At 59.0% G+C, this 26,052-nt stretch carries 22 protein-coding genes and 1 tRNA gene; 8 read left to right on the top strand and 15 right to left on the bottom strand.

The window, feature by feature from the left end; translation table 11 throughout:
• Positions 1-109: 109 nt before the first annotated feature.
• The 3 genes from gltB to AVO45_RS12135 are packed head-to-tail and all read right to left on the bottom strand — an operon-like array spanning position 110 to position 6,515.
• Positions 110-4,642: a glutamate synthase large subunit gene (gene gltB / locus AVO45_RS12145; protein WP_068347296.1), complete on the bottom strand. Its 4,533-nt coding sequence runs from the start codon at positions 4,640-4,642 to the stop codon at positions 110-112.
• Complete coding sequence (locus AVO45_RS12140; RefSeq protein WP_068347435.1) at positions 4,639-5,076, bottom strand: GFA family protein; 438 nt, start codon at positions 5,074-5,076, stop codon at positions 4,639-4,641. The genes gltB and AVO45_RS12140 overlap by 4 nt, the downstream gene beginning before the upstream one ends.
• Before the next feature lie 5 nt (positions 5,077-5,081).
• The gene (locus tag AVO45_RS12135; protein WP_068347295.1) at positions 5,082-6,515 is read right to left on the bottom strand and encodes an NAD(P)-dependent oxidoreductase; all 1,434 of its coding nucleotides are present in this window, start codon (positions 6,513-6,515) and stop codon (positions 5,082-5,084) included.
• A gap of 230 nt (positions 6,516-6,745) precedes the next feature.
• Here AVO45_RS12135 and AVO45_RS12130 point away from each other — a divergent pair, with 230 nt between their 5' ends.
• Positions 6,746-7,549: an undecaprenyl-diphosphate phosphatase gene (locus AVO45_RS12130; RefSeq protein WP_068347294.1), complete on the top strand. Its 804-nt coding sequence runs from the start codon at positions 6,746-6,748 to the stop codon at positions 7,547-7,549.
• Here AVO45_RS12130 and AVO45_RS12125 read toward each other — a convergent pair whose 3' ends face one another.
• Positions 7,550-8,533, bottom strand: coding sequence for a complex I NDUFA9 subunit family protein (locus tag AVO45_RS12125; RefSeq protein WP_068347293.1), 984 nt, complete (start codon positions 8,531-8,533; stop codon positions 7,550-7,552).
• Between the two features lie 221 nt (positions 8,534-8,754).
• Between AVO45_RS12125 and AVO45_RS12120 the strand changes: the two genes are divergently transcribed.
• A tRNA-Leu gene (locus tag AVO45_RS12120) sits at positions 8,755-8,841 on the top strand.
• A 469-nt stretch (positions 8,842-9,310) separates the two neighbouring features.
• Here the strand turns inward: AVO45_RS12120 and AVO45_RS19755 are convergent.
• Together AVO45_RS19755 and AVO45_RS12110 are read right to left on the bottom strand one after the other, a co-directional pair.
• The gene (locus AVO45_RS19755; protein ID WP_157770152.1) at positions 9,311-9,961 is read right to left on the bottom strand and encodes a hypothetical protein; all 651 of its coding nucleotides are present in this window, start codon (positions 9,959-9,961) and stop codon (positions 9,311-9,313) included.
• A 190-nt stretch (positions 9,962-10,151) separates the two neighbouring features.
• Positions 10,152-10,814 carry a hypothetical protein gene (locus AVO45_RS12110; RefSeq protein WP_068347291.1) on the bottom strand — a complete coding sequence of 221 codons (663 nt, stop codon included), beginning with the start codon at positions 10,812-10,814 and terminating at the stop codon, positions 10,152-10,154.
• Between the two features lie 139 nt (positions 10,815-10,953).
• Between AVO45_RS12110 and AVO45_RS19750 the strand changes: the two genes are divergently transcribed.
• Complete coding sequence (locus AVO45_RS19750) at positions 10,954-11,313, top strand: hypothetical protein (RefSeq protein WP_157770151.1); 360 nt, start codon at positions 10,954-10,956, stop codon at positions 11,311-11,313.
• Positions 11,314-11,433: 120 nt separating this feature from the next.
• On the opposite strand, the gene AVO45_RS12100 is transcribed toward AVO45_RS19750, so the two are convergent.
• From AVO45_RS12100 to AVO45_RS12080, 6 genes are all read right to left on the bottom strand, one after another.
• A complete protein-coding gene (locus AVO45_RS12100; protein WP_068347289.1) occupies positions 11,434-11,889 on the bottom strand; it encodes a helix-turn-helix domain-containing protein in 456 nt (151 codons plus the stop codon).
• Complete coding sequence (locus tag AVO45_RS19745; RefSeq protein ID WP_157770150.1) at positions 11,889-12,059, bottom strand: hypothetical protein; 171 nt, start codon at positions 12,057-12,059, stop codon at positions 11,889-11,891. Before AVO45_RS19745 ends, AVO45_RS12100 begins: the two co-directional genes overlap by 1 nt.
• A gap of 97 nt (positions 12,060-12,156) precedes the next feature.
• On the bottom strand, positions 12,157-12,381 hold the full coding sequence (locus AVO45_RS12095; protein WP_240482127.1) for a hypothetical protein: 225 nt from the start codon (positions 12,379-12,381) through the stop codon (positions 12,157-12,159).
• A 174-nt stretch (positions 12,382-12,555) separates the two neighbouring features.
• Positions 12,556-12,726, bottom strand: a complete 171-nt coding sequence (locus tag AVO45_RS12090) for a helix-turn-helix transcriptional regulator (RefSeq protein WP_068347286.1) — start codon at positions 12,724-12,726, stop codon at positions 12,556-12,558.
• 96 nt (positions 12,727-12,822) lie between these two features.
• Positions 12,823-13,431, bottom strand: coding sequence for a hypothetical protein (locus AVO45_RS12085; protein ID WP_157770149.1), 609 nt, complete (start codon positions 13,429-13,431; stop codon positions 12,823-12,825).
• The gene (locus AVO45_RS12080; RefSeq protein WP_082688774.1) at positions 13,428-14,624 is read right to left on the bottom strand and encodes a tyrosine-type recombinase/integrase; all 1,197 of its coding nucleotides are present in this window, start codon (positions 14,622-14,624) and stop codon (positions 13,428-13,430) included. Before AVO45_RS12080 ends, AVO45_RS12085 begins: the two co-directional genes overlap by 4 nt.
• Before the next feature lie 222 nt (positions 14,625-14,846).
• On the opposite strand from AVO45_RS12080, the gene AVO45_RS20165 reads away from it, so the two are divergent.
• Positions 14,847-15,203, top strand: coding sequence for a DUF6538 domain-containing protein (locus AVO45_RS20165; protein ID WP_068347282.1), 357 nt, complete (start codon positions 14,847-14,849; stop codon positions 15,201-15,203).
• A gap of 1,336 nt (positions 15,204-16,539) precedes the next feature.
• Here AVO45_RS20165 and AVO45_RS12070 read toward each other — a convergent pair.
• Entirely contained in the window at positions 16,540-18,969 is a 2,430-nt protein-coding gene (locus AVO45_RS12070) for a glycosyltransferase (protein ID WP_068347280.1), read from the bottom strand.
• 77 nt (positions 18,970-19,046) lie between these two features.
• Here AVO45_RS12070 and AVO45_RS19740 point away from each other — a divergent pair, with 77 nt between their 5' ends.
• A complete protein-coding gene (locus AVO45_RS19740; protein WP_157770148.1) occupies positions 19,047-19,406 on the top strand; it encodes a hypothetical protein in 360 nt (119 codons plus the stop codon).
• 43 nt (positions 19,407-19,449) lie between these two features.
• Positions 19,450-20,913 (top strand): lipopolysaccharide biosynthesis protein, encoded by a 1,464-nt coding sequence (locus tag AVO45_RS12065; RefSeq protein ID WP_082688773.1) that lies wholly within the window; start codon positions 19,450-19,452, stop codon positions 20,911-20,913.
• Positions 20,914-21,010: 97 nt separating this feature from the next.
• On the opposite strand, the gene AVO45_RS12060 is transcribed toward AVO45_RS12065, so the two are convergent.
• On the bottom strand, positions 21,011-23,188 hold the full coding sequence (locus tag AVO45_RS12060; protein WP_068347275.1) for a right-handed parallel beta-helix repeat-containing protein: 2,178 nt from the start codon (positions 23,186-23,188) through the stop codon (positions 21,011-21,013).
• 409 nt (positions 23,189-23,597) lie between these two features.
• Here AVO45_RS12060 and AVO45_RS19735 point away from each other — a divergent pair, with 409 nt between their 5' ends.
• Positions 23,598-23,915 (top strand): hypothetical protein, encoded by a 318-nt coding sequence (locus tag AVO45_RS19735; RefSeq protein ID WP_157770147.1) that lies wholly within the window; start codon positions 23,598-23,600, stop codon positions 23,913-23,915.
• Positions 23,912-24,811: a sulfotransferase gene (locus AVO45_RS19430; RefSeq protein WP_082688772.1), complete on the top strand. Its 900-nt coding sequence runs from the start codon at positions 23,912-23,914 to the stop codon at positions 24,809-24,811. The genes AVO45_RS19735 and AVO45_RS19430 overlap by 4 nt, the downstream gene beginning before the upstream one ends.
• Before the next feature lie 157 nt (positions 24,812-24,968).
• On the opposite strand, the gene AVO45_RS12050 is transcribed toward AVO45_RS19430, so the two are convergent.
• A complete protein-coding gene (locus AVO45_RS12050) occupies positions 24,969-25,967 on the bottom strand; it encodes a sulfotransferase family protein (RefSeq protein ID WP_082688771.1) in 999 nt (332 codons plus the stop codon).
• Between the last annotated feature and the right edge of the window lie 85 nt (positions 25,968-26,052).

The raw sequence follows: 26,052 nt of genomic DNA, 5'->3' as shown, positions 1-26,052 counted from the left end.
TGCGGTCTGGCAATACGTGATCAATTTATCAAGAATTATTTAAAATCAAAATGATACGACCCGCACACCAGAGATGCGCGGGGCGTGAAGGGTTGGCAGAATGGCCCGGTTATTCAGCCGGAACCGCCGTCTTTTCCCGGCTCAGCGGGTGGCTCAGCTTGTCGAGCATTTCCTTCGGGCAGACCTGCACGAAGTTGGTCCGCTCCATGTCCCAGTGCTGCAGAATGTCGGCGGCCTTGCGGCTGCCGGTCTCACGGGCATGACGCTCGATCAGGCCCTTGAGCTGGTTTTCCCAATGCTCGACCTCGACCGGGCAGGTCACCAGCGTCTCCATGTTCATCAACAGCCTGGACTTGCCTTCGGGGTCATAGAGATAGGCCATGCCGCCGGTCATCCCGGCGCCGAAATTGGCGCCGATCTCACCGAGGATCACCGCGACCCCGCCGGTCATGTATTCGCACCCGTTCGAGCCGCAGCCCTCGACCACGACCTTCGCGCCCGAGTTGCGCACGGCGAACCGCTCGCCCGCCCGGCCTGCGGCAAAGAGATAGCCGTCGGTCGCGCCATACAGGACCGTGTTGCCGATGATGGTGTTCCGGTCGGCCTGCAACGGGCTGACCTGCGGCGGACGCACGACGATGGTGCCGCCCGACAGGCCCTTGCCCACATAGTCGTTGGCATCGCCCGAGACCTCGAGCTTGAGCCCCGGCGCGGCAAAGGCGCCCAGCGACTGGCCGGCCGAGCCCTGCAGCTTGATATGCAGGTGGTCCGGCTGGAACGTGTTGCGCATGCCGAAATTCTGAACGATGTGGCTCGAAACACGGGTCCCCACCGTCCGGTGCGTGTTCTGCACCGCGTAGGACAGCTGCATCTTTTCGCCATCCTTCAGGAACCGGGCGGCATCGCGCACGATCTCGGAGTCCAGCGTGTCGGGCACCGCGTTGCGCTCTTTCTCGCGGTCATAGACGATCTCGGACGCGCCATCGACGGTGATCAGCAGCGGGTTGAGGTCCAGGTCGTCCAGATGCGCCGAACCACGGCTGACCTGCGCCAGCAGATCGGCCCGCCCGATGATCTCGTCCAGGGACCGTGCGCCGATCGAGGCGAGGATCTCGCGCACCTCCTGCGCGTAGAAGGTGATGAGGTTCACCACCTTGTCCGCAGAGCCGGTGAACTTGGCGCGCAGGGTTTCGTCCTGCGTGCAGACGCCCACCGGGCAGGTGTTCGACTGGCACTGGCGCACCATGATGCAGCCCATCGCGATCAGGGCGGCGGTGCCGATGCCGTATTCCTCGGCCCCCATCATCGCCGCCATGACGATGTCGCGCCCGGTGCGCAGGCCGCCATCGGTGCGCAGGGTCACCCGGTCGCGCAGGTTGTTCATCGCCAGAACCTGATGCGCCTCGGTCAGGCCCATCTCCCACGGCAGGCCGGCATATTTGATCGAGGTCGCCGGAGACGCGCCGGTGCCGCCATTATGGCCCGAGATCAGGATGATGTCGGCCTTGGCCTTGGCCACCCCGGCGGCAATCGTACCGACGCCCGAGGACGCCACCAGCTTCACCGTCACCTTGCAGCGCGGGTTGATCTGTTTCAGGTCATAGATCAGCTGCGCCAGATCCTCGATCGAGTAGATGTCGTGATGCGGCGGCGGCGAGATCAGCGTCACGCCCTTGGTCGAGTGCCGCAGACGCGCGATCAGGTCGGTGACCTTCATGCCCGGCAGCTGGCCGCCCTCGCCTGGCTTGGCGCCCTGGGCCACCTTGATCTCGAGCTCTTCGCAGGCGTTGAGGTATTCGGCGGTGACGCCGAACCGGCCCGATGCCACCTGCTTGATCTTGGCCGACGGGTTGTCGCCATTGGGTTCGGGCACGAAATGCGCCGGATCTTCGCCACCCTCGCCCGAGTCGGACTTGGCGCCGATCCGGTTCATCGCCACGTTCAGCGCCTTGTGCGCCTCGGGGCTGAGCGCGCCCAGCGACATGCCCGGCGTGACGAACCGCTTGCGGATCGAGGTGATCGATTCCACCTCTTCGATCGGCACGGGTTTGCCCAGCGGCTTGAAGTCCATCAGGTCGCGCAGGTGGATCGGCGGGTTGGACTGCATCTTGGCCGAATACTGCTTCCACAGCTCGTAGGACGCCTTGTTGCAGGCCATCTGCATCATGTGCATCGTGGTCGCCTGCCAGGCGTGAGTCTCGCCCGATGCGCGGGCCTTGTAGAAACCGCCGATGGGCAGCACGTCCAGGCCGCTCTCCCAGCCCTTGGCGTGAATCTCTTCGGCTTTGGCCTGAATGCCTTTCACCCCGATGCCCGAGATGCGCGACACCATGCCGGGGAAGTATTCGGCGCACATGGCGCGGCTCAGGCCGACGGCTTCGAAGTTCAGGCCGCCACGATAGGAGGAGATCACCGAGATGCCCATCTTGGCCATGATCTTGAGCAGGCCCTGGTCGATCGCCTCGCGATAGCGGGCAACGTTCTCGGTCAGGCTGCCCTCAAGCAGGCCGCGCTCGATCCGATCGGCCAGCGAATCCTCGGCCAGATAGGCGTTCACCACCGTGGCGCCGCAACCGATCAGTACCGCAAAGTAATGCGGGTCGATACATTCGGCCGACCGCACGTTGAGCGAACAGAAGGTCCGCAGCCCTTTGCGGGTCAGGTGCGAATGCACGGCCGAGGTGGCCAGGATCATCGGCATCGCCACCTTGCCCGGCCCCGAATACTGGTCGGTCAGCACCAGGTGCCCGGCGCCCGAGCGCACGGCCTCTTCGGCTTCGGCCCGGATCCGCGCCAGCCCTTCGCCGAGCGCACCCTCTCCCGCACCGAAGGTGCAGTCGATCTCGGCCATCGGCGCGTTGAAGTTCTCGACCAGCTTTTCCCACTGGGCGTTGCCGACGAAGGGGCTCTCCAGCACGATGATCTCGGTCTGGCTGCTGTCCTCGTCCAGCACGTTCTTGAGGTTGCCGAACCGGGTTTTCAGCGACATGACGCGGTATTCGCGCAAACTGTCGATCGGCGGGTTGGTCACCTGGCTGAAGTTCTGGCGGAAGAAATGGCTGAGCGGGCGATACATCTTGCTGAGCACCGCCGACGGGGTGTCGTCACCCATCGAGGCAATCGCCTCTTTCCCGTCTTCTGCCATCGGCGCCAGGATCTGCTCCAGCTCTTCCACGGTGTAGCCTGCCGCGATCTGCCGCTTGCGCAGCTCTTCGCCTGTGAACAGCGGCTTTTCCTCTGCGCCGTTCAGCTCGTCTTCGAGGTTGTTGATCTTGCCGACCCATTCTCCGAACGGGCGCGACGCGGCCAGCAGATCCTTGAGCGCGCGGTCGTGGTAGAGCTTGCCCTCGGCCATGTCGACCGCGATCATCTGCCCCGGACCCAGCGCGCCTTTTTCGACGACGGCGGCCTCGTCCACCGGCACCATGCCCGCTTCGGAGCCCGCGATCAGCAAACCGTCACCGGTCACGACATAACGCATCGGGCGCAGACCGTTGCGGTCGAGACCCGCGCAGACCCAACGGCCGTCGGTCATCGCCAGCGCGGCGGGGCCGTCCCAGGGCTCCATCACCGAGTTGCAGTAGGAATACATGTCGACCCAGGCCTGCGGCAGTTCCACCGCCTGCTTGGACCAGCTTTCCGGCACCAGCATGGTCTTGGCCATGGGCGCGTTGCGGCCGGCGCGCACCATCACCTCGAACACGCAGTCCAGCGCCGCCGAGTCCGAGGCCCCGCCCGGCACGATCGGCTTGATGTCCTCGGCAAGCTCACCGAAAGAGGACGAGGCCATGCGGATCTCGTGGCTCTTCATCCAGTTGAGGTTGCCTTTCAGCGTGTTGATCTCGCCATTATGCGCCAGCATCCGGAACGGCTGCGCCAGCCACCATTGCGGGAAGGTGTTGGTCGAATAGCGCTGGTGGTAGATGGCAAAGGCGGATTCAAAGCGCTCGTCCATCAGGTCCGGGTAGAACACGGCCACCTGCTCGGCCAGCATCATGCCCTTGTAGATGATCGACCGGCAGGACAGCGACGCGATGTAGAGATCGGAGATCCCGGCCGCGGTCGCCGCCTTTTCGATGCGGCGGCGGATCACGTAGAGCTCGCGTTCAAAGGTTTCCTCGTCCACGCCCTTGGCGTTCGAGATCAGGATCTGCTCGATCTCGGGGCGGGTCGCGTTGGCCTTTTCGCCCAAGCAGGTGATGTCCACCGGCACATGGCGCCAGCCGTAGATGTAGTAGCCCATCCGCAGAACTTCGGTTTCCACGATGGTCCGGCAGCGTTCCTGCGCGCCAAAGTCGGTGCGCGGCAGGAAAACCTGGCCGACCGCGACCAGCTGATCCCGGCGCGGCTCGTGGCCAGTGCGCTTGATCTGGTCATAGAAGAAGGCAACGGGGATCTGCACATGGATGCCCGCGCCGTCACCGGTCTTGCCGTCCGCATCGACCGCGCCGCGGTGCCAGATCGCCTTGAGCGCGTCGATCCCGGCCTCGACCACCTTGCGGCTTTTCTTGCCGTCCACCGAAACGACAAGGCCCACGCCGCAGGAAGAATGCTCTTCTTCCTCGGAATAGAGACCATTCTCGGCCATCCACTTGCGCTTGGCTTCTTCTGCGCGCACCCAGTCGGCATCGTATTTGGTCATTGGCTGTCTCCTTGTTCCGATTGGGCATACATGGCCGTGAATTCGGCTTCGGTCATTTGCCGGCGTTCACCCTCGAACGCGTATCCCTCGGGCTTCTTGTCTATGAACAATTCCAGTTTCAGTTCGCCGCCGGCGGCGTTGTCGAACAGGCCGGCCGCCATCTGGGTCTGCCCATGCATCGCCCCGGGCGCGGTCACCCTGTACCACAGCGGCGAGCCGCATTCCTCGCAGAAGGCCCGCTCGGCCCAGTCCGAGGACTGAAAGGTTCGAACCGGCCCCAGCGCGGCATAGCCCGGCTCGGCCTGAAAGCTGATGAAGGCGCCGCTGCTCCAGCGGCGGCACATGTCGCAATGGCACGCGCCCAGCGCCTTGCGCGCGGGTGTCGCGGTCACCGTGACCGCGCCACACATGCATTGTCCCGAAAGCTCTGTCATCGACGTCATTCCGCGGCGACGGCGGCACGTGCGCCAAAGCGTTCGATGATCGCCTGAGCGCAGTCGCGCCCGTCACGGATCGCCCAGACCACCAGCGATGCACCGCGCACGATGTCACCGACGGCATAGACACCATCCATCTTGGTCTCGCCGGTCTGGAACGCGGCGTTGATGGTGCCCCAGCGGGTGACCGGCAGATCGGGCTGACCGAACATGGTCGGCAGGTCCTCGGGCTCGAATCCCAGCGCCTTGATCACCAGGTCGGCCTCTTCCACATAGTCGGCGCCTTCGATCACTTCGGGCGCCTGGCGGCCGGTGGCGTCGGGCTGGCCCAGGCGCATCTTCTGGACCATCACGCCGGTCACCTTGTCGTCGCCGGTAAAGCCCTTGGGCGCGCTCAGCCATTCGAAGATGACGCCTTCCTCTTCGGCGTTCTGCACCTCGCGCTGCGAGCCGGGCATGTTGGCGCGGTCGCGGCGATAGAGGCACTTGACCGAAGTCGCGCCCTGCCGGATCGAGGTGCGCACACAGTCCATCGCCGTGTCACCCCCGCCGATCACCACGACACGCTTGCCCTTGGCGTTCAGGCGGCCGTTGTCGAAGTCTTCGACCTCGTCACCAAAGCTCTTGCGGTTCGACGCGGTCAGGAAGTCGATGGCCTTTTCGATCCCCGGCAGCCCGCTGCCCGGCATGGCCAGATCGCGCGACTTGTAGACACCGGTGGCGATGATGACGGCGTCATGCCTGGCGCGAATCTCGGCGAATTTTTCGGCATCCACGTCGCAGTTCAACACGAATTCGACGCCGCCTTCCTGCAGCAGTTCGTTGCGGCGCATCACCACGTCCTTTTCCAGCTTGAAGCCGGGAATGCCGTAGGTCAGCAACCCTCCCGCGCGATCGTAGCGGTCATAGACGGTTACCTGGATACCGGCCTTGCGCAGCATGTCCGCCGCCGCCAGACCGCCCGGCCCGGCCCCGATGATTCCGACGCTCTCGGACCGCTCGACCGCCGGCGCGACCGGCTTGACCCAGCCATTCTCCCACGCGGTGTCGGTGATGTATTTCTCGATCGACCCGATGGTCACGGTGCCGTGGCCCGATTGCTCGATGACGCAATTGCCTTCGCACAGACGGTCCTGCGGGCAGATGCGCCCACAGATCTCGGGAAAGGTGTTGGTGGCCTGACTGGTCTGATAGGCCTCTTCCAACCGGCCCGTCGCGGTCAGACGCAGCCAGTCGGGAATATTGTTGTGCAGCGGACAATGGCTCTGGCAGTAGGGCACGCCGCACTGGCTGCAACGGCTGGCCTGTTCTGCGGCCTTGGCGGCGGCAAATTCCGCGTAGATCTCGTCGAAGTCCTGCTTGCGCGCTTCTGCAGCACGCTTTTCCGGCATGTCGCGTTCGATCTGCACGAATTTCAGCATCGGTTGCTTGGCCACTGGTCAGACTCCGTGAATTTTCTTGGTCGAGTTTCCTTAAAAGAAGGGTTTCAGGATTAAAAGTCAGCCTTACTGACCTAATGGCGGAAAATCTGCGTGTCTGGCGAAAAAAATTTCTGGTTGCCACCATTTTTAGGTCCGGTCCGGTCCCAATTGCACTCTTCCCTTTTTGGCTGGGCAAATATACCCCCTAGGCCCAAACCCTTCGCGCAAACGAGACGGCACCCCTCATGAGTCTTTTCCAGTTGATTCTGGTGGCCTTGATTCAAGGCATAACCGAGTTTCTGCCGATTTCGTCTTCGGGCCACTTGATTTTATTGCCCGGCCTGACCGAACTGGATGATCAGGGGCAGATCATCGACGTGGCAGTCCACGTCGGCACGCTGGGGGCAGTTGTGCTGTATTTCTGGGCCGACGTGAAGAAAGGGCTGATCGGATTGCCGCGCGCAATGAAGGGGCGCACCGATACGCCCGGGGCGCGTCTGGCAATGGGCCTGATCGTGGCCACGATCCCGACGGTCATCGTCGGAACCATTCTGCATTTCACCGGGCTGAGCGGGGCAATGCGATCGATCACCGTGATCGGCTGGACCATGCTGCTGTTCGGACTCGTGCTGTATTGGGCCGACCAGAAGGGCGAACAGATCAAGGATTCGGGAGACTGGAGCCTGCGCGATGCCCTGATCATGGGGTTGTGGCAGGTCTTGTCCCTGATTCCGGGCACCTCGCGATCGGGCATCACCATCAGCGGCGCGCGACAACTTGGCTACCGGCGCGAAGACGGCGCGCGCCTAGCCATGCTGATGTCCATTCCGGCGATCACCGCATCCGGCATCCTGCTGGGGACAGAAGTGGCGATCGAGGCCAACGCGCAGGTCATGCGGGATGCGGCGATTGCCACAGGGCTGGCCTTTTTCTCGGGCCTGCTCGCCTTGAGCATCATGATGCGCCTGCTGCGCACCACCAGTTTCACCCCGTATGTGATCTACAGGGTGATCCTTGGGGTGATCCTTCTGGGAATCGCCTATTCCTGATCAGACCCGCAGGTTCTTGCCGGATTCCTGAATGTCGTAATACTGACCGGACGGGCGGAACTTCCACAGATATTCGGGCAGCACCGATTCCAGGGTCGTGGGTTCGATGCCCAGTTCCGCGAATCCCTTGGCCCCTTCGGCCACGACATTGTCGCGGCGCAGGTTCTTGACCTGATCCCGGGTCAGGATGTTGTTCGGGAACAGCTGGAAACTGACGAACTTCACGATATCCAGAACACCCGCCATGATTCGCGCCACCCAGAACGGCAGGCCGACCAGGATGCGGCGGCGGTGAATCACTTCGAGCATCTGGGCCATCAGTTCGCGAAAGCTTTTCACTTCCGGCCCACCCAACTCGTAGATCCCCGGCGCGGCCTCGCCCAGAACCCCCTTGACCGCAGCCTTCGCCACGTCGTCCACATACACCGGCTGGAAAAGCGTCTCGGCCCCGACCAGCGGCAGAATCGGTGTCAGCCGCGTCATGGCCGCGAAGCGGTTGAAGAAATGGTCCTCGGGGCCGAAAATGACCGACGGGCGCAGGATCACGGCGTTGGGCATGTGCTTGAGCACACCTGCCTCGCCTGCAGCCTTCGTCCGGGCATAGTCGCTGTCAGAATCCGCATCGGCACCGATCGCCGAGATATGCACCAGCCGATCGATGCCCTGCTCGGCGGCGAACCGCGCGACGCGCTCGGCCCCTTCGGCCTGCACGGCGTCGAAGCCATTCTTGCCAAGCTCGTTCAGAACGCCGACGCAGTTCACCACCGCGTCCGCTCCCTTCATTGCCAGAGCGACAGAGGCCTCGTCGCGGATATTGCACAGAACAGGCTCGACCTGCCCGACGGCCCCGTAAGTCTTGACATGCATTGCCTCATTCGGCCGTCGCACCGCAACGCGCACACGCCACCCCTCGTTCGCCATGCGCCGCGCAATGTAGCGGCCGACAAATCCCGATCCGCCGTAAATCGTGACAAGTTTCGACATGGAATGGCTCCTGCTAACTGGGTCTTGCATCGATCTACCGCCCCCGCATCCCGCAAACAAGGCGCAATAACACCGCACATCCCCTATTTTCAGGCACTTTCCGCGACATCCGCGTTCCGCTCTGAACCGGGCGCATCTTCGCCGAGAAAAAACTTTCGAAAAACCTTCAAAATCCGGTTGACGCCTCCCGCGAGTAGGCTTAAACGCCCCCCACGACACCTGCCCAGGTGGCGGAATTGGTAGACGCGCTAGCTTCAGGTGCTAGTGTCCGTATGGACGTGGAGGTTCGAGTCCTCTCCTGGGCACCAAAATCCTCAGACAACTTATTGATATTTAAGGTTAAACTGGGATTAACCGCCCCGTTATCCACCCTATCGTCCACCTAACGGCGGGCGCATAATCCAACGCTCTAAGATATCTGCGGTAAAGCTGCCTGACCCGGGCAGAATGAGTCCGATGTGGCGAAAATGAGCCGCATGGCCTTGCCGGAACGCCCGCTACCTCTATCGAACCGTTTTTCTGAATTGCGGATGCAAGCGAAAGCCCAGAAGGGCGGTTTGATGCAGAAAACCGGCAGAGATCCGCACGGCCCCCCACACTTGGTATCAGGGACTTGAACCGGAGATCGATCAGTTCTGCTCATGCGGCATAGCTGAAAATTCTGAAAAATGCCCTGACAGCAGCGCAGATTTTGCAATCGAGCCAAGCCATTGCACCATGCCCGTAGCAATCGCAATCTGGGAATCAAGCCGACGTTAGACGCGGTGTCTACAAGCCCTAGTTTTCCATTGGAACAACAAGAGTTAGGCTGGCAACGGTTGTATTCCTGAACCAGTCTCTATGCATCAGTACGCCATTGACGATATAAAGGTTTTTTACATCGTACTTGTCATAGCCTTCCGCGCCGCGAATTATTATTTCCGCCCCGCCGCTTCCGTTATTCATCGAAACCTCGAACATCTCAGGGTTGGCATTCTCAGCAACCTTCTGCATAACGGCCAAAACTTCGTCATATTCAGTTATTCGTTCATCGGTGAAATAACACGCTCCCTCATAGGCAGCTACACCCGCGGCCAAGACCGCACCTGCTATTATGGTGGCGGGGGCCGTGACAAACGCGGTGACTGTGCCGACAAGTCCCCCAGTGCCGCCCATGATGCCCACTGTTCCAGCAGCAGATGCGCCCCCGGCAGTTGACCCTAGCATTGTTGCGCCCGTTACGGAGTGGGTTAACGTGTAGAAACCCGCCGCTTTGGCTCCTGCTCCTGCCGCAGATACACCCGCACCCGCGGCGGCTACAGAAGCAGACCCACCACTTCCCAAAATGACACTCGGGCGCCACGAGCAAACTTTGTCAGCTGTGTCCGCCGCGTTCGCCTGACCTGCAAAGGCGAAAATGCTTGCTGCGACCAATGTTCTCAAACTCATAAACAGTCCCCCTCACTCAACGCTCCCAAAATATCATTTGGGATTACATTTCATGCAATTCAACCCTCGTTATTGGTCTCCTCTAAAGGTAGGATGCCATACCTGTAGGAGCGTTGGCTTGACATTGCGCCTGGCCGATGTCCGCGCCAACACCCGTTAACCGAGACGGATTTCTTCAGCTCTTTTGGGCTTAATTTGAACCTAGGCGCTTCGTGCTGCCTCGAAAGGTTGGTGCGGCGCGCGTCGTTTTTTGGAGCACCATTTCGCAATGGTGCGTAAACGCCATGTCGGACGCGTCCTCCCAATACGCCAGTTCAGTGACTAGCTGGTCGAAGGTTCTCCAGTGCATGCCTTTTGGCTTGCTGCCAAATGGGACGTCCAATCCGATTTCCCAGCCAAGTCGCTCCCTTATTTTGTCCGCGCGCCGGGAATAGCGTTGAAACTCCTTTTCCCGCTGTGACGGGTAGGCAAGCTGGTGGCAATGCCTGCACGCAAAGACCCCGCCTCCGTAAAGAATGGCGACCTGCCGCCCGCAACCGCGCGCCGGGCAGGCAAACCATCTGCGATTGCCGCCAAAGTGGCACGGTTGAGAAAGCAAGCGGACGGGGTAGTCCATCTGTTCCCAGTCGCCCCCGTGGCTTCGAGTCCGATAGTTCAGGTGGATCTGCTCAAACTCGGCTCGGATTCTGATATCCCCGACAGGCTCGCCGTCGCGTTTCCAGAACCAACCAAAGTAGGAACCGGGTTCAAGTAAGCCCTCTCGTTCCAAACGCCGCACATCCAGGCGCAGATACTCGCTTGTGGTCGCTTTCGCGTTCCAGTGCCAATGTCTGCCGCTTCCGACACCGCCCATTTGCGCCTCCAGATTTTGTCGAAATCAATTGAAAACTCTTGGATGAATTCAAGTGTAAGTATAGCGTGATTTTGCCAACTTACCGGTTGTTGGCCGTGGTGGAAACCTAAGCTTTTACGAGCAGGCATAAGGGGTTATGATGAAAAAGTACATGGTTCTTCTGGGAATGCTATTAGGTGCATGTGCCAGCCAAATCATGCAGAGTTATGTGGGCAAAGATATCTCTCAAGTCGTTGTCGATTACGGCCCTCCAGTAGCGCAGTTCAAGATGCCAGATGGCCGAACAGCCTTCCAGTGGCATCAGAATGTTGCGTATGCAATGCCGACGACAACGAACTCCTATGTGACCGGATATGGCAACACCGCAACTGTTTCTTCGACAACATACGGCGGTGGCGTGGGCAGCTATTCGTGCTTCTATACGCTCTACGCGCAGCCGAACAAGCAAGGAAGCTATACGGTCGTCGGATTTGAAAAGCCCAAGATTGACTGCGAGTGATAGCCGCGAGCAACGTACCGGCATTCTTGCCTATGGCTAGATGTATATGTGTCCGGTTATTTGTGACGCCATTCGGGCCGATTCCCGTTCCGGCGTCACAAAATTCAGGACGGTTTCGCCTCATATTGTTTCGATGACCGGCCAAGTGTCACAACCATTGTGACGGGGTGTCCTGTTTTTTGTGCGGGGCTTCTGTTTTTGCCGCCATGACATGAACCGCTTTTCAGCCGGTTTTCCGTCGCGGGTTGGCACCTCGCCCAGCGCCCAGACCGATGCTTTCCCTATACCGGAAGGGCCAAGGTGCGGGGCTTGCGTCATGGCGATGAACCCGCGTTCCTCCAGTTCCCGAAACCAAGGGCCAACCGTGTTGCGGTGGACGTTCAGTGCCGTTGCCGCGTCACGGTGGCTCAGGATTATCTCGCCGTTGTTGCTGCCGTTGTAGCGGCGTTTCAGTTCGACGTAGAGCGCCCTTGGCCCAGGTGGCAGGGTTGCCCAAGCCTCGGACGCTTGCAGCCATTCGGGAAGCTGGACGTGACGCCCAGCCCCCTTTTTCTGCCGTTTGTAGGGCTTCGCCATCAGCCGCGCCCCTCACGGGCCACAAGCGCCAGCCAGACGCGCACCGCGACAATCTGGTCAGGGCAGCCACCCAAAGAAACCCACGCCGCTTCTGTGGCCGCTCCAGCGCCCTTGCGGGCCATGATTTGCCATGATTGGCCGTTGTGGGACAGTTTGAATTGACCGGCCATCAGCGGGCCTCCCCATAGGCCAGACCGGCAACAAGCCGTGCCTGGATTTCTGTCAGGCCAAACCGGCGGCGAAGGTGAGCGATGCGCAGTCGATCCATCACGCCGCCTCCCCGTCGTTTAGGCTGCGCGCGGATCTGGGAAACCGCAAAGCCGCACGGTCGAAACCGGGCTTCATCGAGTAGTAGGCGACGTTTTCCGGCCCGCGATACTCGGTCAGGATCGGCCAGCCGTATTCGGATTTCAGCCGGTGAACGATTGCGCCCAACCGCCAGCCGCGCACCTCGCGGATTTCCGTCTTGTGCGAGATTGTGCGCCCGTCCAAGAGCGCCTTACAGGTCCAGAAAACCTGACTCTGGTTTGAATACCATTGATTTCTGCTCATAGCCTTGTGCCTTTCTTGGTTGAGCCAAAAAGGCGCTGGGCGTATGGTGCAGGTGTTCCCGCCAAAGAACATTCCCGCCCCACGCCCAGACACCTAGTCTGGGTGGGGTGGGTCTTATTGCGCATGTGCTGCGATTGCGGCGTCGATATCTGCTTCAGCCCAATACAGGCGTCCACCGATTTTCACGGGCTTGGGCAAGCGCCCAAGTTCGATATCACGATACAGAGTCGTGCGACCTCGGCCGCCGAGTTTTTCCTGCAGGTCGCGGAAGGTAAGATAACGCATTGTGCTGCTCCATGGTTGCCACGGGAACACAATGGGGAAAACTTATAGCTCCTTCAAAATGCCAAAGAAAATATTCTTTTCGGCTTTTTCGGCATTTTAGCTTTTCAGCTCACTACGTTTTTTATGTTCTTCACACGCCCTTTGAGTTGGCCTTCGCCAGTGACTGGGGATTCCGTTTACCTCCAGCAGCATTTCGACAACTCGCCCAAATCTCGTAGAAGGCTTGCCATCGTAGGTTTGGCCGAATGTGACTGGTTCGCCTAATTCCGAAAAAGCCCCTGCCGTTAATTGAGCCAACATAATCGCCCTAGGGTCGCGACCACCGCGCCGGGAAATCTGACGAAGGACCTTGTCAACCTTGTCGCGCCACTGTTCGAAGGATTTCTCGGCCTGTTTCAAAGTTTTATATGTTGCATAGAAGTCGATATCGTCGCGCTCTTCCATCAAGTGAAGCCACTGCGGCATAGATGATAATAGGGAATCTGCTTCGGAGCTCGCCTTTTTTAGAGCCGATATGAACCTGTCTATCTGCTCAGCTCTTTTTGCTAGGCTTTCTAGGGTATCAAACGCGGCCCAAAAATCCTTCGTCAATAGTGGATAAAGTTGTTCCAACCAAGTTTCAAAATCGTCTCCAAACTCGACGCGCAATTGTTCTCGAAATCTACCTGAAAAATTAACTGGGTCTTGCCGGTCGTCAGGCGTCATCGCGGTACCTCTAACTTCACCACGTGGGTTGATTGGCTTGTAATCGCCAACGCCCAGCGTTCCATCAACTTCCGTCTCTGTTCAAGAAAATCCGTCCGCCGATAACTCCGCTCCACTGCACCGCCGACAGTATGACCCAATGCAATCTCTGCCACATCGTGCGGGGTGTTGGTGGTTTCAGCCACCCAATCGCGGAAACTGGACCGGAAGCCATGCGGACGTTCGGCCATACCGCGCCGTTCCATGAATTTGCTCATTGTCATGTCGGATACGACACCCTTGCGAACACCCGGAAACAAGAACCCATTTCGGGCAAGCGGGGTGGCTTCTGCAATGACCTTTTGTGCCTCTTGCGACAGTGGCACCCGGAAATCACTGGTCGCGCCCTTGCGGCCTTTCATGGCCTCTGCGGGTATGGTCCAGATATCGCCGTCGATCTGGTCTAGGTGAATGTTGCGAAGGGGGAAGCTGCGCACCGCAGTCAGGATAAGAAGTCTTAAGGCGAGTTCGGTAACGCTGCCGCCATCCAGCGATTGATAGAACGCGGGCACATCCTGCCAAGGCAGGGCGGGGATATTGGTTGCCGTGTGCCGTTGCTTGCCCAACAGGGCCTTGGCCTTGTCCGTGGCTTGCAGATCCACGTCCAAGCCCAGCGCCGCCGCGTGTCTCATACAAATGGAAAGCCGGTTCATCGCCTTGCGCGCGGTGTCGGCCTTCGTGTGCCAGATCGGCGCAAGGGTGTCGCGTATGTCGCGCTGGTCGATCTGCGAAACCGGCATTTTGCCCAGCTTAGGCAGGACATGCAGTTCCAAGGGGCTGAACCACCGGCCCGCCTTCCCGTCACCTTTCAATTCCGCCTTGCGGCTCTCAAAGGCGTCCTTGGCGATATCGGCCAGAATGTTCAGGTTGCGCTCGGCTTCGCGGTTCTGGCGTTCCCGTTCCTTGATAGCGTCCTTGCCGTCGCGAACCACGGCCTGCCATTTCTCGGCCTCCTGCCGCGCTGCTTTCAGTGAAACTGCCGGGAAGCTGCCCAACCCCATTTCATGCCGCCGTCCAAACAGGGTGTAGCGCAGGAACCATTGCGCGCCACCATCCGGCCTTTTGTGAAACCAAAGCCCATCACCGTCTGAATACTTGCCTGGGGGCTTGGCTTTTAGTTCCGCACTGGAGAGTTTGTGCTTGGGGCGCGCCATTTCCTGTCCACCTCTCTGTCCACCCCTACATATGGGGTACAATAGGGCAGAACGGAACAGGTTGAAACAATGAAAAGTCTATTTTAGAAGTGGTTAGAGAAATATCGATATCCCACGGCACCCCAAGATATAGGACTTGGATGCCTCTCCTGGGCACCATTCCCTACAGATAAGCCTCTGTTTCCCTTCAGTTTTCGCTACTGAGAGCTGGAGGCGTAGACCATGCTGGAGACCAAAACTGCCCCGTTCACATTTGTGAAGCAGGGGGTTTTCTACTTCTCACGACGGGTTCCGAGTGACCTGTCCCACCACTACACTGCGAGCAGGATCAGCTTCTCGCTTCGCACGAGGTCAGCTGTAGTGGCCAGATCGCGAGCGCAACGAGCTGCCCAGCAGCTGGATGAACACTGGTACCACCTGCGCGTTCAGGACATCGACCTTCCGGGAAAACACTTGCTGAGGTTGGGTGCAGTCGCACCAGCCATTGGGTCGTCAGTTGCACCCACGAACTTGGAAACCTCTGTGAAGCTCACTGAATACCCCACGTCGTCATTCAGGAACACGAGTGGCGACGCTTGAAGACCGCCGGGAGCAAACGGCTTGTACCGCTGGTTGGCTCTTCCCTATGGGCTGCGCAGCGCGTTGTCTCAAGTGCCAACGGGCAGAAGTTCGCCTTTCCTCGATATAACCGAAGCGACCAGACGAATGCGAACTCTGCAAGTGCAGCACTGAACAAATGGATTAAGAGCTTCGTGCCGAAGAACTGCACCATGCATTCGTTCCGCCATTCGATGCGAGACCGACTTCGCGCCGTGGAGTGTCCTGCTGACATCGTCGACCAGATAGGCGGCTGGCAAACCGAAGGTGTCGGACACGGATATGGGAATGGATACCCGCTAGAAGTGCTGGCCAAATGGTTGAACACGGCAGCATAGCTCCAGCATGGTCTACGCCTCCAGCTCTCAGTAGCGAAAACTGAAGGGAAACAGAGGCTTATCTGTAGGGAATGGTGCCCAGGAGAAGCTGTGTCTCCGGTTCCGTTCCCGTTACAGGCACCCTCTTTGGGTCTCCCTTCAACGAAACAAGGGCTAACAGCAGAGGACAGACGGCGTCAACAGGCACCAGATGGTCTACGATCTGGTCTACGGTAGCCTGCGCAGCCCCTCACCTCTCTCTGCAGGCCCAGTGCGGTTTCCGGCGGCGAACTTCAATCGGCCTATGCGGGCGGTGTCCTGCCGCGATGCTGTTGGGGCGGGTATGACGTTGGCAAGGGGTATGGGGGGAAGAGCGATCCTCCCCCACCATTGAAATGCCGCTCACCTTGCCCCTCAGCGGCTTGTGCCGGGGCCTCCAGGTCTTTACCTCGCAGCCGGGGAACCATGTTGGCAGTGCTTTCCGTATGCCGGACTTCGGGGCAGCGACGATATAGCCATTGCAGGGACGACAGCGAGATCCACCTCCCCGAACCGAAGCTCTGCAGAGGCCCTGCAGGATCTCATGACCATGCTCACCGAGGCGCATCTCCTTGAGGAGGTCAGCGGGGATTTCCTGTTCGATAGGTAAGCCGGTGCTGGCGTAAACGAGACCGAGATACTGGCTCTCTGGCAGGAAGGGCGTTCCCGCCAAGACAACGTTGGGGATGTCCTTGAAAGCGTTGGTGGCTCGATGAGCGCCCCAGTTGAGGAACTGAACGCGAGACGGATCTGTTGTCAGCTCGCTGCGGATAGCAGCCACTGGATCGACCCCATATCCGGTACGCAAATTGCACGGCCCTTGCGCTATCCTGACGATCCAAGGCGGCAAGGGTCTCCGAGGCCGCGCGGCAAGTCCAGAAAGCATCGAGATACCGGACGGATGACAACGCGTTGCCTGGCGCTGTCATCCCGTCTGCGTTCGGGACCCCCGTGGATTTCGCCTAACTCCTGTTGGGATCTGACGCGCGGGGAATACCGGCTTCGGGCGGGTGTTCGCCACTGCTGCACAGCGTAGCATAGGTCATCAAGAGACGCTCAGCCGTCTTTCTCACGTCAAAGCGCCGGGAGATGGTTTCCCGAGCCGACGCGCCAAGACCGCGGTGGCGCTCGATATCGGCAGTCAACTGGACCAGCGCCGCAGACAATTCATCAAGACTGTCCGGCGCAAACATTACGCCGTTCCTGCCATTCTCGATCACGTCTTCGGTTCCTCCGACCTGCGAGGCCACGACGATCAACCCGGACGCACAGGCCTCGAGCAGGACGTTGGACAGCCCCTCTCTGGCCGACGGAAGAACGAAGATATCGCAGGCCCGGAGACAGGAGGGCATGTCATCCACATGCCCCAGAAACAGAACGCCGTCCTGTTCCAGCAAATGTGCGGGGACGTCCTCGGCATCGCCAATAGCTGCCGAAAATCCCGATGACGTCTTTCGGTTGGCGCCGGCTATCAGCAGCGTCACGTCCGGACAGCGAGACCGTACTTCCGGCCAGGCTTCCAGCAGCAGCGGCAACCTTTTTTGTCGCGCCAGGCGTCCGGCAAACAGCACCAGTATCCCGTCGGGCAGGCCAAGGCTTTCTCGCAGTTTGGATTTCTCGAGCGGCTCCCGGCACGGACGGAACCGGTCGGTATCCACGCCGTTGGGAATGCGCAGAATCCTGGAGGCGGGAAATCCGAATTGCAGAAGCTCCTGTTCGATTTCGCTGCTTACAGCGACAAAGCGACTCACTTTGCGCTTCATCGCTGCGCCGCGCAGATGGCCGCCGGTCTTGGAAAGAACCGAGGTCAATTCACCGCCACACATCGGCTTCACCAGCACCGGTCGGTCGGGGAACACCCCCCCCAGCAACCCAGCGAGGGTCGGAGAGAAGGCCGAATGGCAATGAATGACGTCGGGGGCGAAGCTTCGGATCGCACGCGTTGCCCCAAGGACAAATCGCAATGCGGCCACGGTTTTGGGGCCGCCGCCCCCGACACGCTGCACATCGACGCCGTCGATCGTTTCGAAAGGGGCCAGACCGGGATAACGGCGCGTTATCACACGTACGGAATGCCCCATGTCGGTCATGATGCGCGCAATCTGCGCCACCTGCTTTTCGGCACCGCCGACAACGGGGTGGTAAGACGAGATCACCATGCAGATCCTCATCGGCGCCTGCGGGGCCGATGCCTCGGGCGTGGTGGGCTGTTGTGGTGGTTCCAGCCCGCCTTTCTCCGGGCCATCCGGCCTGGAACTTTCGACCTGCTGCAAAAGAAACTCCTCCCACTCCCGGATCATCCGCCGCCGGTCAAACAGATCCAGGACCCGTTGGCGCGCGGCAATGGCCATGCTGCGCCTGCGGTCGGGAAAGGAGAGCAATTCATCCAAAGCCTTGGCCATCGCCGATGGATCTCCGGGCGGGACAAGCAATCCGCTGACGCCGGACTCGATCGCCTCCACGCAACCGTCCACGGTTGTTGACACCGGCGCGCACCCGCTGGCCATCGCTTCGAGGAGAGTCAGCGGCAACCCCTCCCAGTGCGAACTCATGGCAAAGATGTCCATGGCCTGAAGCGCGCGGGCCGGATCCTTTTGCCACGGCAGAAGCAGAACATTTTCCAGCTGCCCGTCCTTGCGCACCTCATGTTCCACTTCTTTCCGCAAGTTTCCCTCCCCGGCGATGACGAACTGAACGTCCGGGTGTCCAGGGGCCACCTCGCGAAGCGCCTCGACATAATCCAGCGGCGCCTTTTGCGGCTCCAGCCGGCCCAGCCACCCGACGATGGGGCGTGCCGGGTCCAACCCAAGCTCTGCAGCCACGGTTTCGCGCAAGCCCAGGGGCCGGAACCTGTCGGTATCGACACCCGTTCGGATCACGTGGATCGCGTTGGCAGAGACAACCCGTTTCTTCAGGCTCTCGCGACGCGCATGGTCGGTGATCGCGACGGTCGTGCCCCCAAAAAATCCGGCTCCGGCTTCGAGCGCCCAATAAATCGGGGCCTTCCGGCCTTGAACCCGCTTCAGGAACGGCATGGACGCCTGACGGTTTATCGCCGGGATCTTCAAAATACGCCCGGCAACCCGGCCCAGGAAACCCGCCTTGCTGCCGTGGCACACCAGAATGTCAATGTTCCTGCTCCGCGCAACCTTCAGCACATGCCGCAAGACCCGAAGGTCGCCGACCGGGCTGATCCTGTACCGGTCCATGGGGAACTCTTCCGCACCCAGACCAAGGCTGCGCAAACCCTCCGCATAGCTTTGCGATCCTTCCGAAAGGCAAATGGTGTGCGACTCGAACTGTTCTCGGTTCAAGGATGACAGCAGCAGCTTGTTGTAGAACGCGATACCGCCGGTCGATTTCGTCAGTGCCAGGATTTTTGTTTTTCGCATATCGATACCAACCGAGAACCAAGAACCATTTGCTCAAATTGCCAAAAAACGCCTTCAGATTGGCGCCAGAGGAATGCGTGCACCGCGCCAAATTGGACGAAAAAGAGAAATTGGGCAGTTCTGACCCGCTCAGCCGCAATGCAATGTCAGCTTACTTTAGACGAAAATCGCCAGCCGGTGGCGAAAATTTGCCCCTGCCTTCGGGGAAAATCGGGTCTGGCAAGGCCGAAGGGCATGATCTTGATCACCCGAACTCAAATTGCGGCATTGACCAATTGGTGTCCCGGCACGAACAGGTCTGGTCCTGTCGCGGCACCATTTCGCTTGGTGCCCGCTTTTCCTCCAAAGGCGAGCTGCACAGAAAAGCAACCTGCAACGCGTGCTTACAAGTATCTCTAAACTGTGCTATCAGGAGTTTCTGTATCAATGTATTTTAGCGAGTGCCTTACCGCATACCGCGCAGCTGTGTAGCGTGTCCGAATGGTTGAGAAAGCGCGTTCCGATAACGTAGGCGAAAGCGTCAGGAACGCCTTGTGGGCCTACCTCTCCTTTTTCAGCACCAAGGTTCTCAATCTCTTATCGATTGTTGTCCTGGCCTGGTACCTTGAGCCCGCAGAGTTCGGAACCATGGCCATTTGCCTGGCGATCATGGGATATTTCGAAATCGTCTCGCAGTTCGGCATGGGGGCAGCGCTTGTTTCCACCCGTGACAAGGTGGAAGAGACAGCCAGCGCGGTTCTCCTGTGTGGCCTGTTGTTTTCAGGCTCTCTGGCCACGTTGCTCTGGCTGACCGCAGGGCGAATCGCCGACTGGTACGGTGATCCGCTTCTTTCGAGCCTTCTGCCCGTGATTGCCCTTACACTGGTGATGCGGGCAACGGCCGTTGTGAATCTGAATTTCCTGGTCCGGGAATTGCGTCTCAAGGCCAAACTGGTGCCCGACGTATTGCGTGGACTGACCAAGGGACTTGTCTCGATATTGCTTGCAGTTCTGGACTTTGGTGTCTGGTCGCTGGTGTTGGGCCATCTCGCCGGGATCACCGTCGGCGCCATCACGACCTGGATCATCAGGCCTTGGCGGCCGACCCGCAAACCTGATCTGGCAACATTCAAATACATTGCCGGTTTCGGGGCGCATTTGATTGGCGCACAATTCATCAACGCGACTCCGCGACTTCTGGACAATCTTCTGATCGGCAAGGTTCTGGGGGCGACGGCGCTGGGAATATATTCGGTGGCCTTTCGCATTCCTGCGCTGGGAATCAAGAGCTTCACCAACGTTGCAGGCTTTGTCCTGCACCCGGTCATGTCAAAAATCCAATCCGACCCGGAGGCACTCAAATCGTATTTCTACGGTTCTCTAAGATACTGCGCCATTCTGATGTTCGGGACCGGCGCGGGCATCGCGGTTCTCGCAGAGCCTCTGGTGCATGTGCTCTACCCCCCGAAATGGTACGCAATGATTGTACCAATGCAGATTCTGGCCATCGCATTTGCGGCGGGAACGATAGACATGGTTCCGGGAAATCTGATGAAAGCCCTCGGCCGAACCGACCTTATGTTCAAGATCTCGTTGATAAATCTGCCATTTTTCCTTGTGCTGATTTGGCTTGCGGTTCCGTACGGAATAACGGCGGTTGCTTTCATTCAACTGGTGCTGGCGATCATCCGGTTGATGTCCAACTACCTGTTTCTCAAAAGCAGGCTGGATATTTCCGGGCACAGGACATTCGAAGCCCTGGTACCCGGCGCGGTTTGCGCGGCGGTCGCGTCTGCAATGGCGCTGATTGTTCAAAGCGCCCTTAAAACAGACAGCGACCTCGTGCTGCTGTTCATGATGGGAGCGGCTTTTGCCACAGCGTTTCTGGTGTCTTTGCGCATCACGGCACCAGAAATCTTTCGGGAAATTGCTCTGCGCTGGATGCAAAAAACGGGCGGGGCCTGAAATCAGAGCCCAGCCCGCTACGCACAGAGGCGGTATTCTGCGTTGGGGCCAGCCATTCCAGTTCAGACCGGCAGGCCCCATCCCAGCGACGCTGGCACTACGCGATCATGAAGTCGTCCGAATAGAATTCGACGCTGTCCACGCGAAGGGGCTCGCTGCCATCGCGGGTCCCTTCAAATGCGATCAGTTCGCCGTTTTCGATCCAGACATCTTCGATGACGTGGCTTGTCAGGCTGTCACGGGCCGCAAACTTCTGTTCGGTCTCCTGATCCCAGACCCAGCTGTCGACGGTTTCGCCACCGACCATGACACTCAGGTTGCTTTCGCCATCGGCCTCGTCGAAATAGTTGACGACAATGTCATAGAACCCGGTTTCGCCTTCGAACGCCGTCGACGCTTTCGCCTGTCCTTTCCCAACGGCCTGGATCATTTCACCGCCAGAGGCAACCGAACTCTCCCTGACCCTCCAGCCGCTTTCGAGTTGCAGCGTTTCCGCTTCGACCAGATGGGTTTTCTTCGTGCCATTCTCCGGCGCAGACAGAGCGGCGTCGTCCTCTTCTCCGCCAGCTTCCGGCTGAACCAGTTCCAGATAATCGATTCTGAGCGGTTCCTTGCCGTCCGATGATCCCGAGAACGTAATCACGTCGCCGGGATTCAGCTGGACGTTCGATATGGTGATTTTGGTGGCGGTAGCGCCATCCGCAAGGTTCGAACCAAGGTCCTGATTCCACGTCCAGTTATGGACAACACTTCCATTTACCAGAACAGACAGGTTCGACGCGCCATCGTTCTCATCGTAATAGCCGATGATGAAGTCATAGGTACCGCTTGTTCCGTTGAAGACGGTCGAGGCTTCACCGCTCGTCCCGGCTTTGACACCGATCACTTTGCCGTCGGAAGCACCTTCGATCGAAGTTACGGAAAACCCGTTGGTCAAGTCGAAGGTTTCGGCCTCGATACGGTGCTCGGAAGCACCGTCGGCGACCGCATCACCGCTTTCCTCAGGGGCGGGTGCAGGTGCGGGTGCGGGTGCCGGTTGCGTATCCGAAGCATAACCGTCGAGCAAACCGTTGATGTAGTCTTCGATATTGTGCACGCCGTTCCCGTCTGCGTCGCCATGTGCGTCGAACACATCCGGATTCGAGCCGAGGATCTCCTCGTAGTAGTCCGGGATCCCGTCATCGTCGCTATCCTTTGGCGCCGTGGTGTTGGGCACGAACACATACCCCCCCACATCGTCAGGGGAATCGATGATGCGGCCGGTTCCGTCGATCACCGACTGGATGATCCGTGCATCAATCGGGCTTAGCTCCGGATAACGTGCGCCGGCATTTGACAGGACGTAGTCCAGAACCTCGTCCGAGGACAGTACGGTGACATTGCTCGGCTCAAACACGTAGCTGTCGGAAATCTTCGACATGGCTGCGCCGTCAACTTCCGCCTGGTTGTCATGGACATAATATGCCGTGCCACTTTCCGGAGACTCCAGACGAATGGCCGCGCGGCCCGCCGAATCCTGGCCCGCCAGATAGATATTGCCTATGATATGAGCCGTCGTCCCCTCGTGGCCGAGGAAGCCGTTCGGACCATAATTGTAGACCACGTTGTTGATGAACTCGATCTGTTTGGCGTCGTCTTTCACCGTGGCATTCCGAAACTCATTATGAGCCAGCAGGTTGCCAACCACCGTGACGTTCGAGCTGCCATCTCCGATCAGCATGCCCATCGAATGGTCGCCTTTCGGGTGCAACGAGCTTTGCAACGCTTCGGCGAAGATATTGTTGGAGATGGTGATGTTCTTCGCGCCGTACCAAACCGTGATCAACTCGTCGATCGACCAACTGAACGAGTTGCTGTCGATGACGACGTTTTCGACGGTTTGGGTGCTGCTGCCAATCGAGATCCCGTCCCGGTTCTCTGGTGTATCCCCGTCGCCATCTCCGGGTCGGAACTGCAAACCGCGGATAATGACATCGCTTTCGACGATGCGCAGTTTGGCGCCCGTAATCGTGATGCCCTCGGGCGAGGTCTGACCGGCGATCGTCACGTCGCCGTTTACCTTGATCGCATCCTGTAGCTGGATTTCGCCGCTCACCTCGAAGACCACGATCCGCGGTCCGTCGAGTTCTTCGAGGGCCCATCTGAGTGATCCCGGCCCCGAATCCGCCAGGGTCGTGACCTTGACGATTTCGCCGCCGCGACCGCCATCCGCCCCAGAGCCGAAGCCCTGCGCGCCATCGAACGCCAAATCGGCGCTGGTCAAATCTCCGTTCATCCGGATTCCTTCTCGATCTCAACCGGACGGCACGCCACCCGTACCGATCCGTCTTATTGGTTTCATTAGGGCCTGAGTGGTGCCCCTTGGACTGCATGCATCCCAACATGCGCGGCGCTGCCTATACGCCATGACTCTTTTTTAAAACCGTAAGTGCGATATCCCAAACTCTATATCGGCGAATTATTTCTTGTAGGTGGCACTTATTGGCAAATTGCTGCACAGACCTGGGTGTTTCCAATCCTTTTGAGCAAGTTTTTGCCGCAAGACGGCTGTTTTCGGCTAAACTGCGCCGAGGCCGCGATGCAAAAAACGCGACCGAAGGCGGTTTCAACATTTCCCGGCTGTACAATGCGAGAGCTTTGTTTGGCGGTTTTTGATCAGTTGTTGGTGTTCAGCGGTTACTGGAATGAAAAAAACCAAGGTTCTCGCTCACACGGAATCAGCGACAGGCCTCGCTTTCGATAGCAAGATGCTTTTGTCAGCGCTGGATCGCGAGAGGTTCGAGGCCCGTTCAACCAGCCCTTCAGAGGATGTCCAAGGCTGCGCTGCCGGGCTGTGCCAGACATTTGCCGGGCATGCGGCTGAAACGATCCGCGAACGGTTCGGCATTCGGCAGACCGCCGAACGTCTGCTTGCGGCCTGCACCGTATCAAGCGGCAACCCAATTCCCGCGCCAGTTCCTGCGTTACACCATGTCTTCCGAACCGGTGGAGGTCGCGTATGAAACCGGACGGACCAATCTTCATTCTTGGGCTACAGCGTGGCGGCACCAATCAACTCCTGAACATCTTGCGGTCTCACCCGGACACGACCTGGCCGAACGGAGAATTTCACGAGGTACTGCGACCGAGTTGGGAAAACAAAAACACCTTGCTGGATTTCGCCCGCATCGCGTACCACTACCTGCCGGTCTTGGTCGCAAAAGGGGATTTGCTGAACCCACACAAGCCAATGCGCCCCTCTGCAATGGACCAACGCATGCGGGTCTGGGTCTCAGAGAGGCTCACGCAATCAACACTGCGAAATCAAGCAGAAGTTTCCAGATACAAGGCCGCCATGGAGGCGCACGGGTTTTACCGGAACGGCCCCGCCAAAAGTTCCAGAATGGTCGTGAAACTGGTCAACTACAATGTGGAACTTGCCCGGGACTTGCGTCAGATCTATCCCAACGCCATCTTCATTGGCATTGTGCGCGACGCTGTCGGCCTTTGCGAAAGCATGATTTCGCGCGGTGCAACGCCGGAAAAATCCGTGAAACTGTACCAATCCGTTGCACGGACATTTCTTGAACTTGCCGGCGAAGACTTCCCCATCATTCTGCTCCGTTTCGAAGAGATCATCACCGACATTGTTGCGACCAGCGCCAAGGTGTTCTCATTCTGCGGTCTCGATCCCAGGGCGGTCTCAGGGTTCTGCCTGCAGGACAAGGCACGTATCTTTGACAAGAACGGTCAGGTCGTCGGGATGCAGAAGGTGGACGCATTTTATGATATCTCCAGTGCAAGCACTCATCTGCGGGCAGATGTGAATACCTCAGCCCACGCCCGACTGCCGGAAAATCTCAGATCGCTAATAGAGGAAAGCTGCGGCCCCCTGATGCGGCAGCTTGGATATGATTGAGCCACGACGGCCTCTATCTGGTCCGGCGCGCCAGTCGCGCGGCAATCACTGCCGATCCAAGTGGCCCGCCATGCACCAACAATCAACGTTGACCACTCACGTGCAGGAGAACCTCTTGTTGCAATCGTGACAACAAAAGCGGCGAAACCGATCCCGGTCAGCTTCGCCGAATGCGCGAGTTTCGCTTTTTCTGAATCCTTCGTCCGATTGTGACCCGAACACCATTCACCAATCCGCGCCTACGAACCACGTGCATCATGGATCTCATACCGTCCGCAGCTGTCAGGCAGATCAGCGCAGGTCGCGACAAGGGTCTGTAACGCTCTGCGTATTCCACTTCGTAAGGGGTGGCTTCGATCACGTCATAGACGATCTCTTCAATTCGTTTCTGCACCCGCGGCTTGAGCGCCTGGCGGTATTTCCCGAAGTTGTTCTGGTCGATTTCCAGCTTTCCTTTTGCGTTGCCCAGGTTTTCGGACGGAACCGTCAGGGACATCATGATTTCTTCGAATGGATGCTCGAGGAATTCCGATATCCGCCGCAACTCAATTCCGGGGTTCGCGAGCAGGCTTTCATAATGGACAGTTAGATAGTCAGACCCAAGTTTGGGCGCACTCCGATGCGCTGCCTCCATGTCGCGGGCCCACTTGGCTGCCACTCGCAACACATTGTGGCCCCATGCCTTATGCGCCGACACGGCCACATCCCGCGGATCCCTGATGATATGCAAAAACCGCGCAGCCGGGAAAATCTCTTTCAAAAGATCCATTTCCAACACATAGGAAGGGGTTTTGTCTCCCCACAGACCTTGCGCATCAGCTCCGCCATCCGAGTAAAACCTGATGATGATTTCGAATGCGTCGCTCCACGTCCGCGCGAACCTCAGTTGATCGAAATCCGCCCGGGTCATGGTCGGCTTTCCCATCGCCCGGCTGTAGAGCTGGAATGGCGTTCGGTCGAAATCGGCAAACAATTGGTCAAGATCCGCGTCAAAATTCTTGGGATCACCGCCATGCTTCTGGAACAGATACGGAACGAAATAGGTTTCGGGATTGCAGAGATTGATAACGGAATGTCTGTTCAGCAGGTCGCGAAGCAGTTTTGTCCCGCTTCTTGGGCTTCCAACTAGGAACAACGGCCCGGAGTATTCTTGCATAAACTCGTCAACCCGAAACAGCCGAAAATAACCGCAACAAGGTTACCGACCGCACTCGGTTAGTCAATCGTTTGGCACCGGTCGC

Source organism: Ruegeria marisrubri, from assembly GCF_001507595.1.
GTDB lineage: Bacteria > Pseudomonadota > Alphaproteobacteria > Rhodobacterales > Rhodobacteraceae > Ruegeria > Ruegeria marisrubri.
This window is presented reverse-complemented; position numbering and strand designations above follow the sequence as displayed.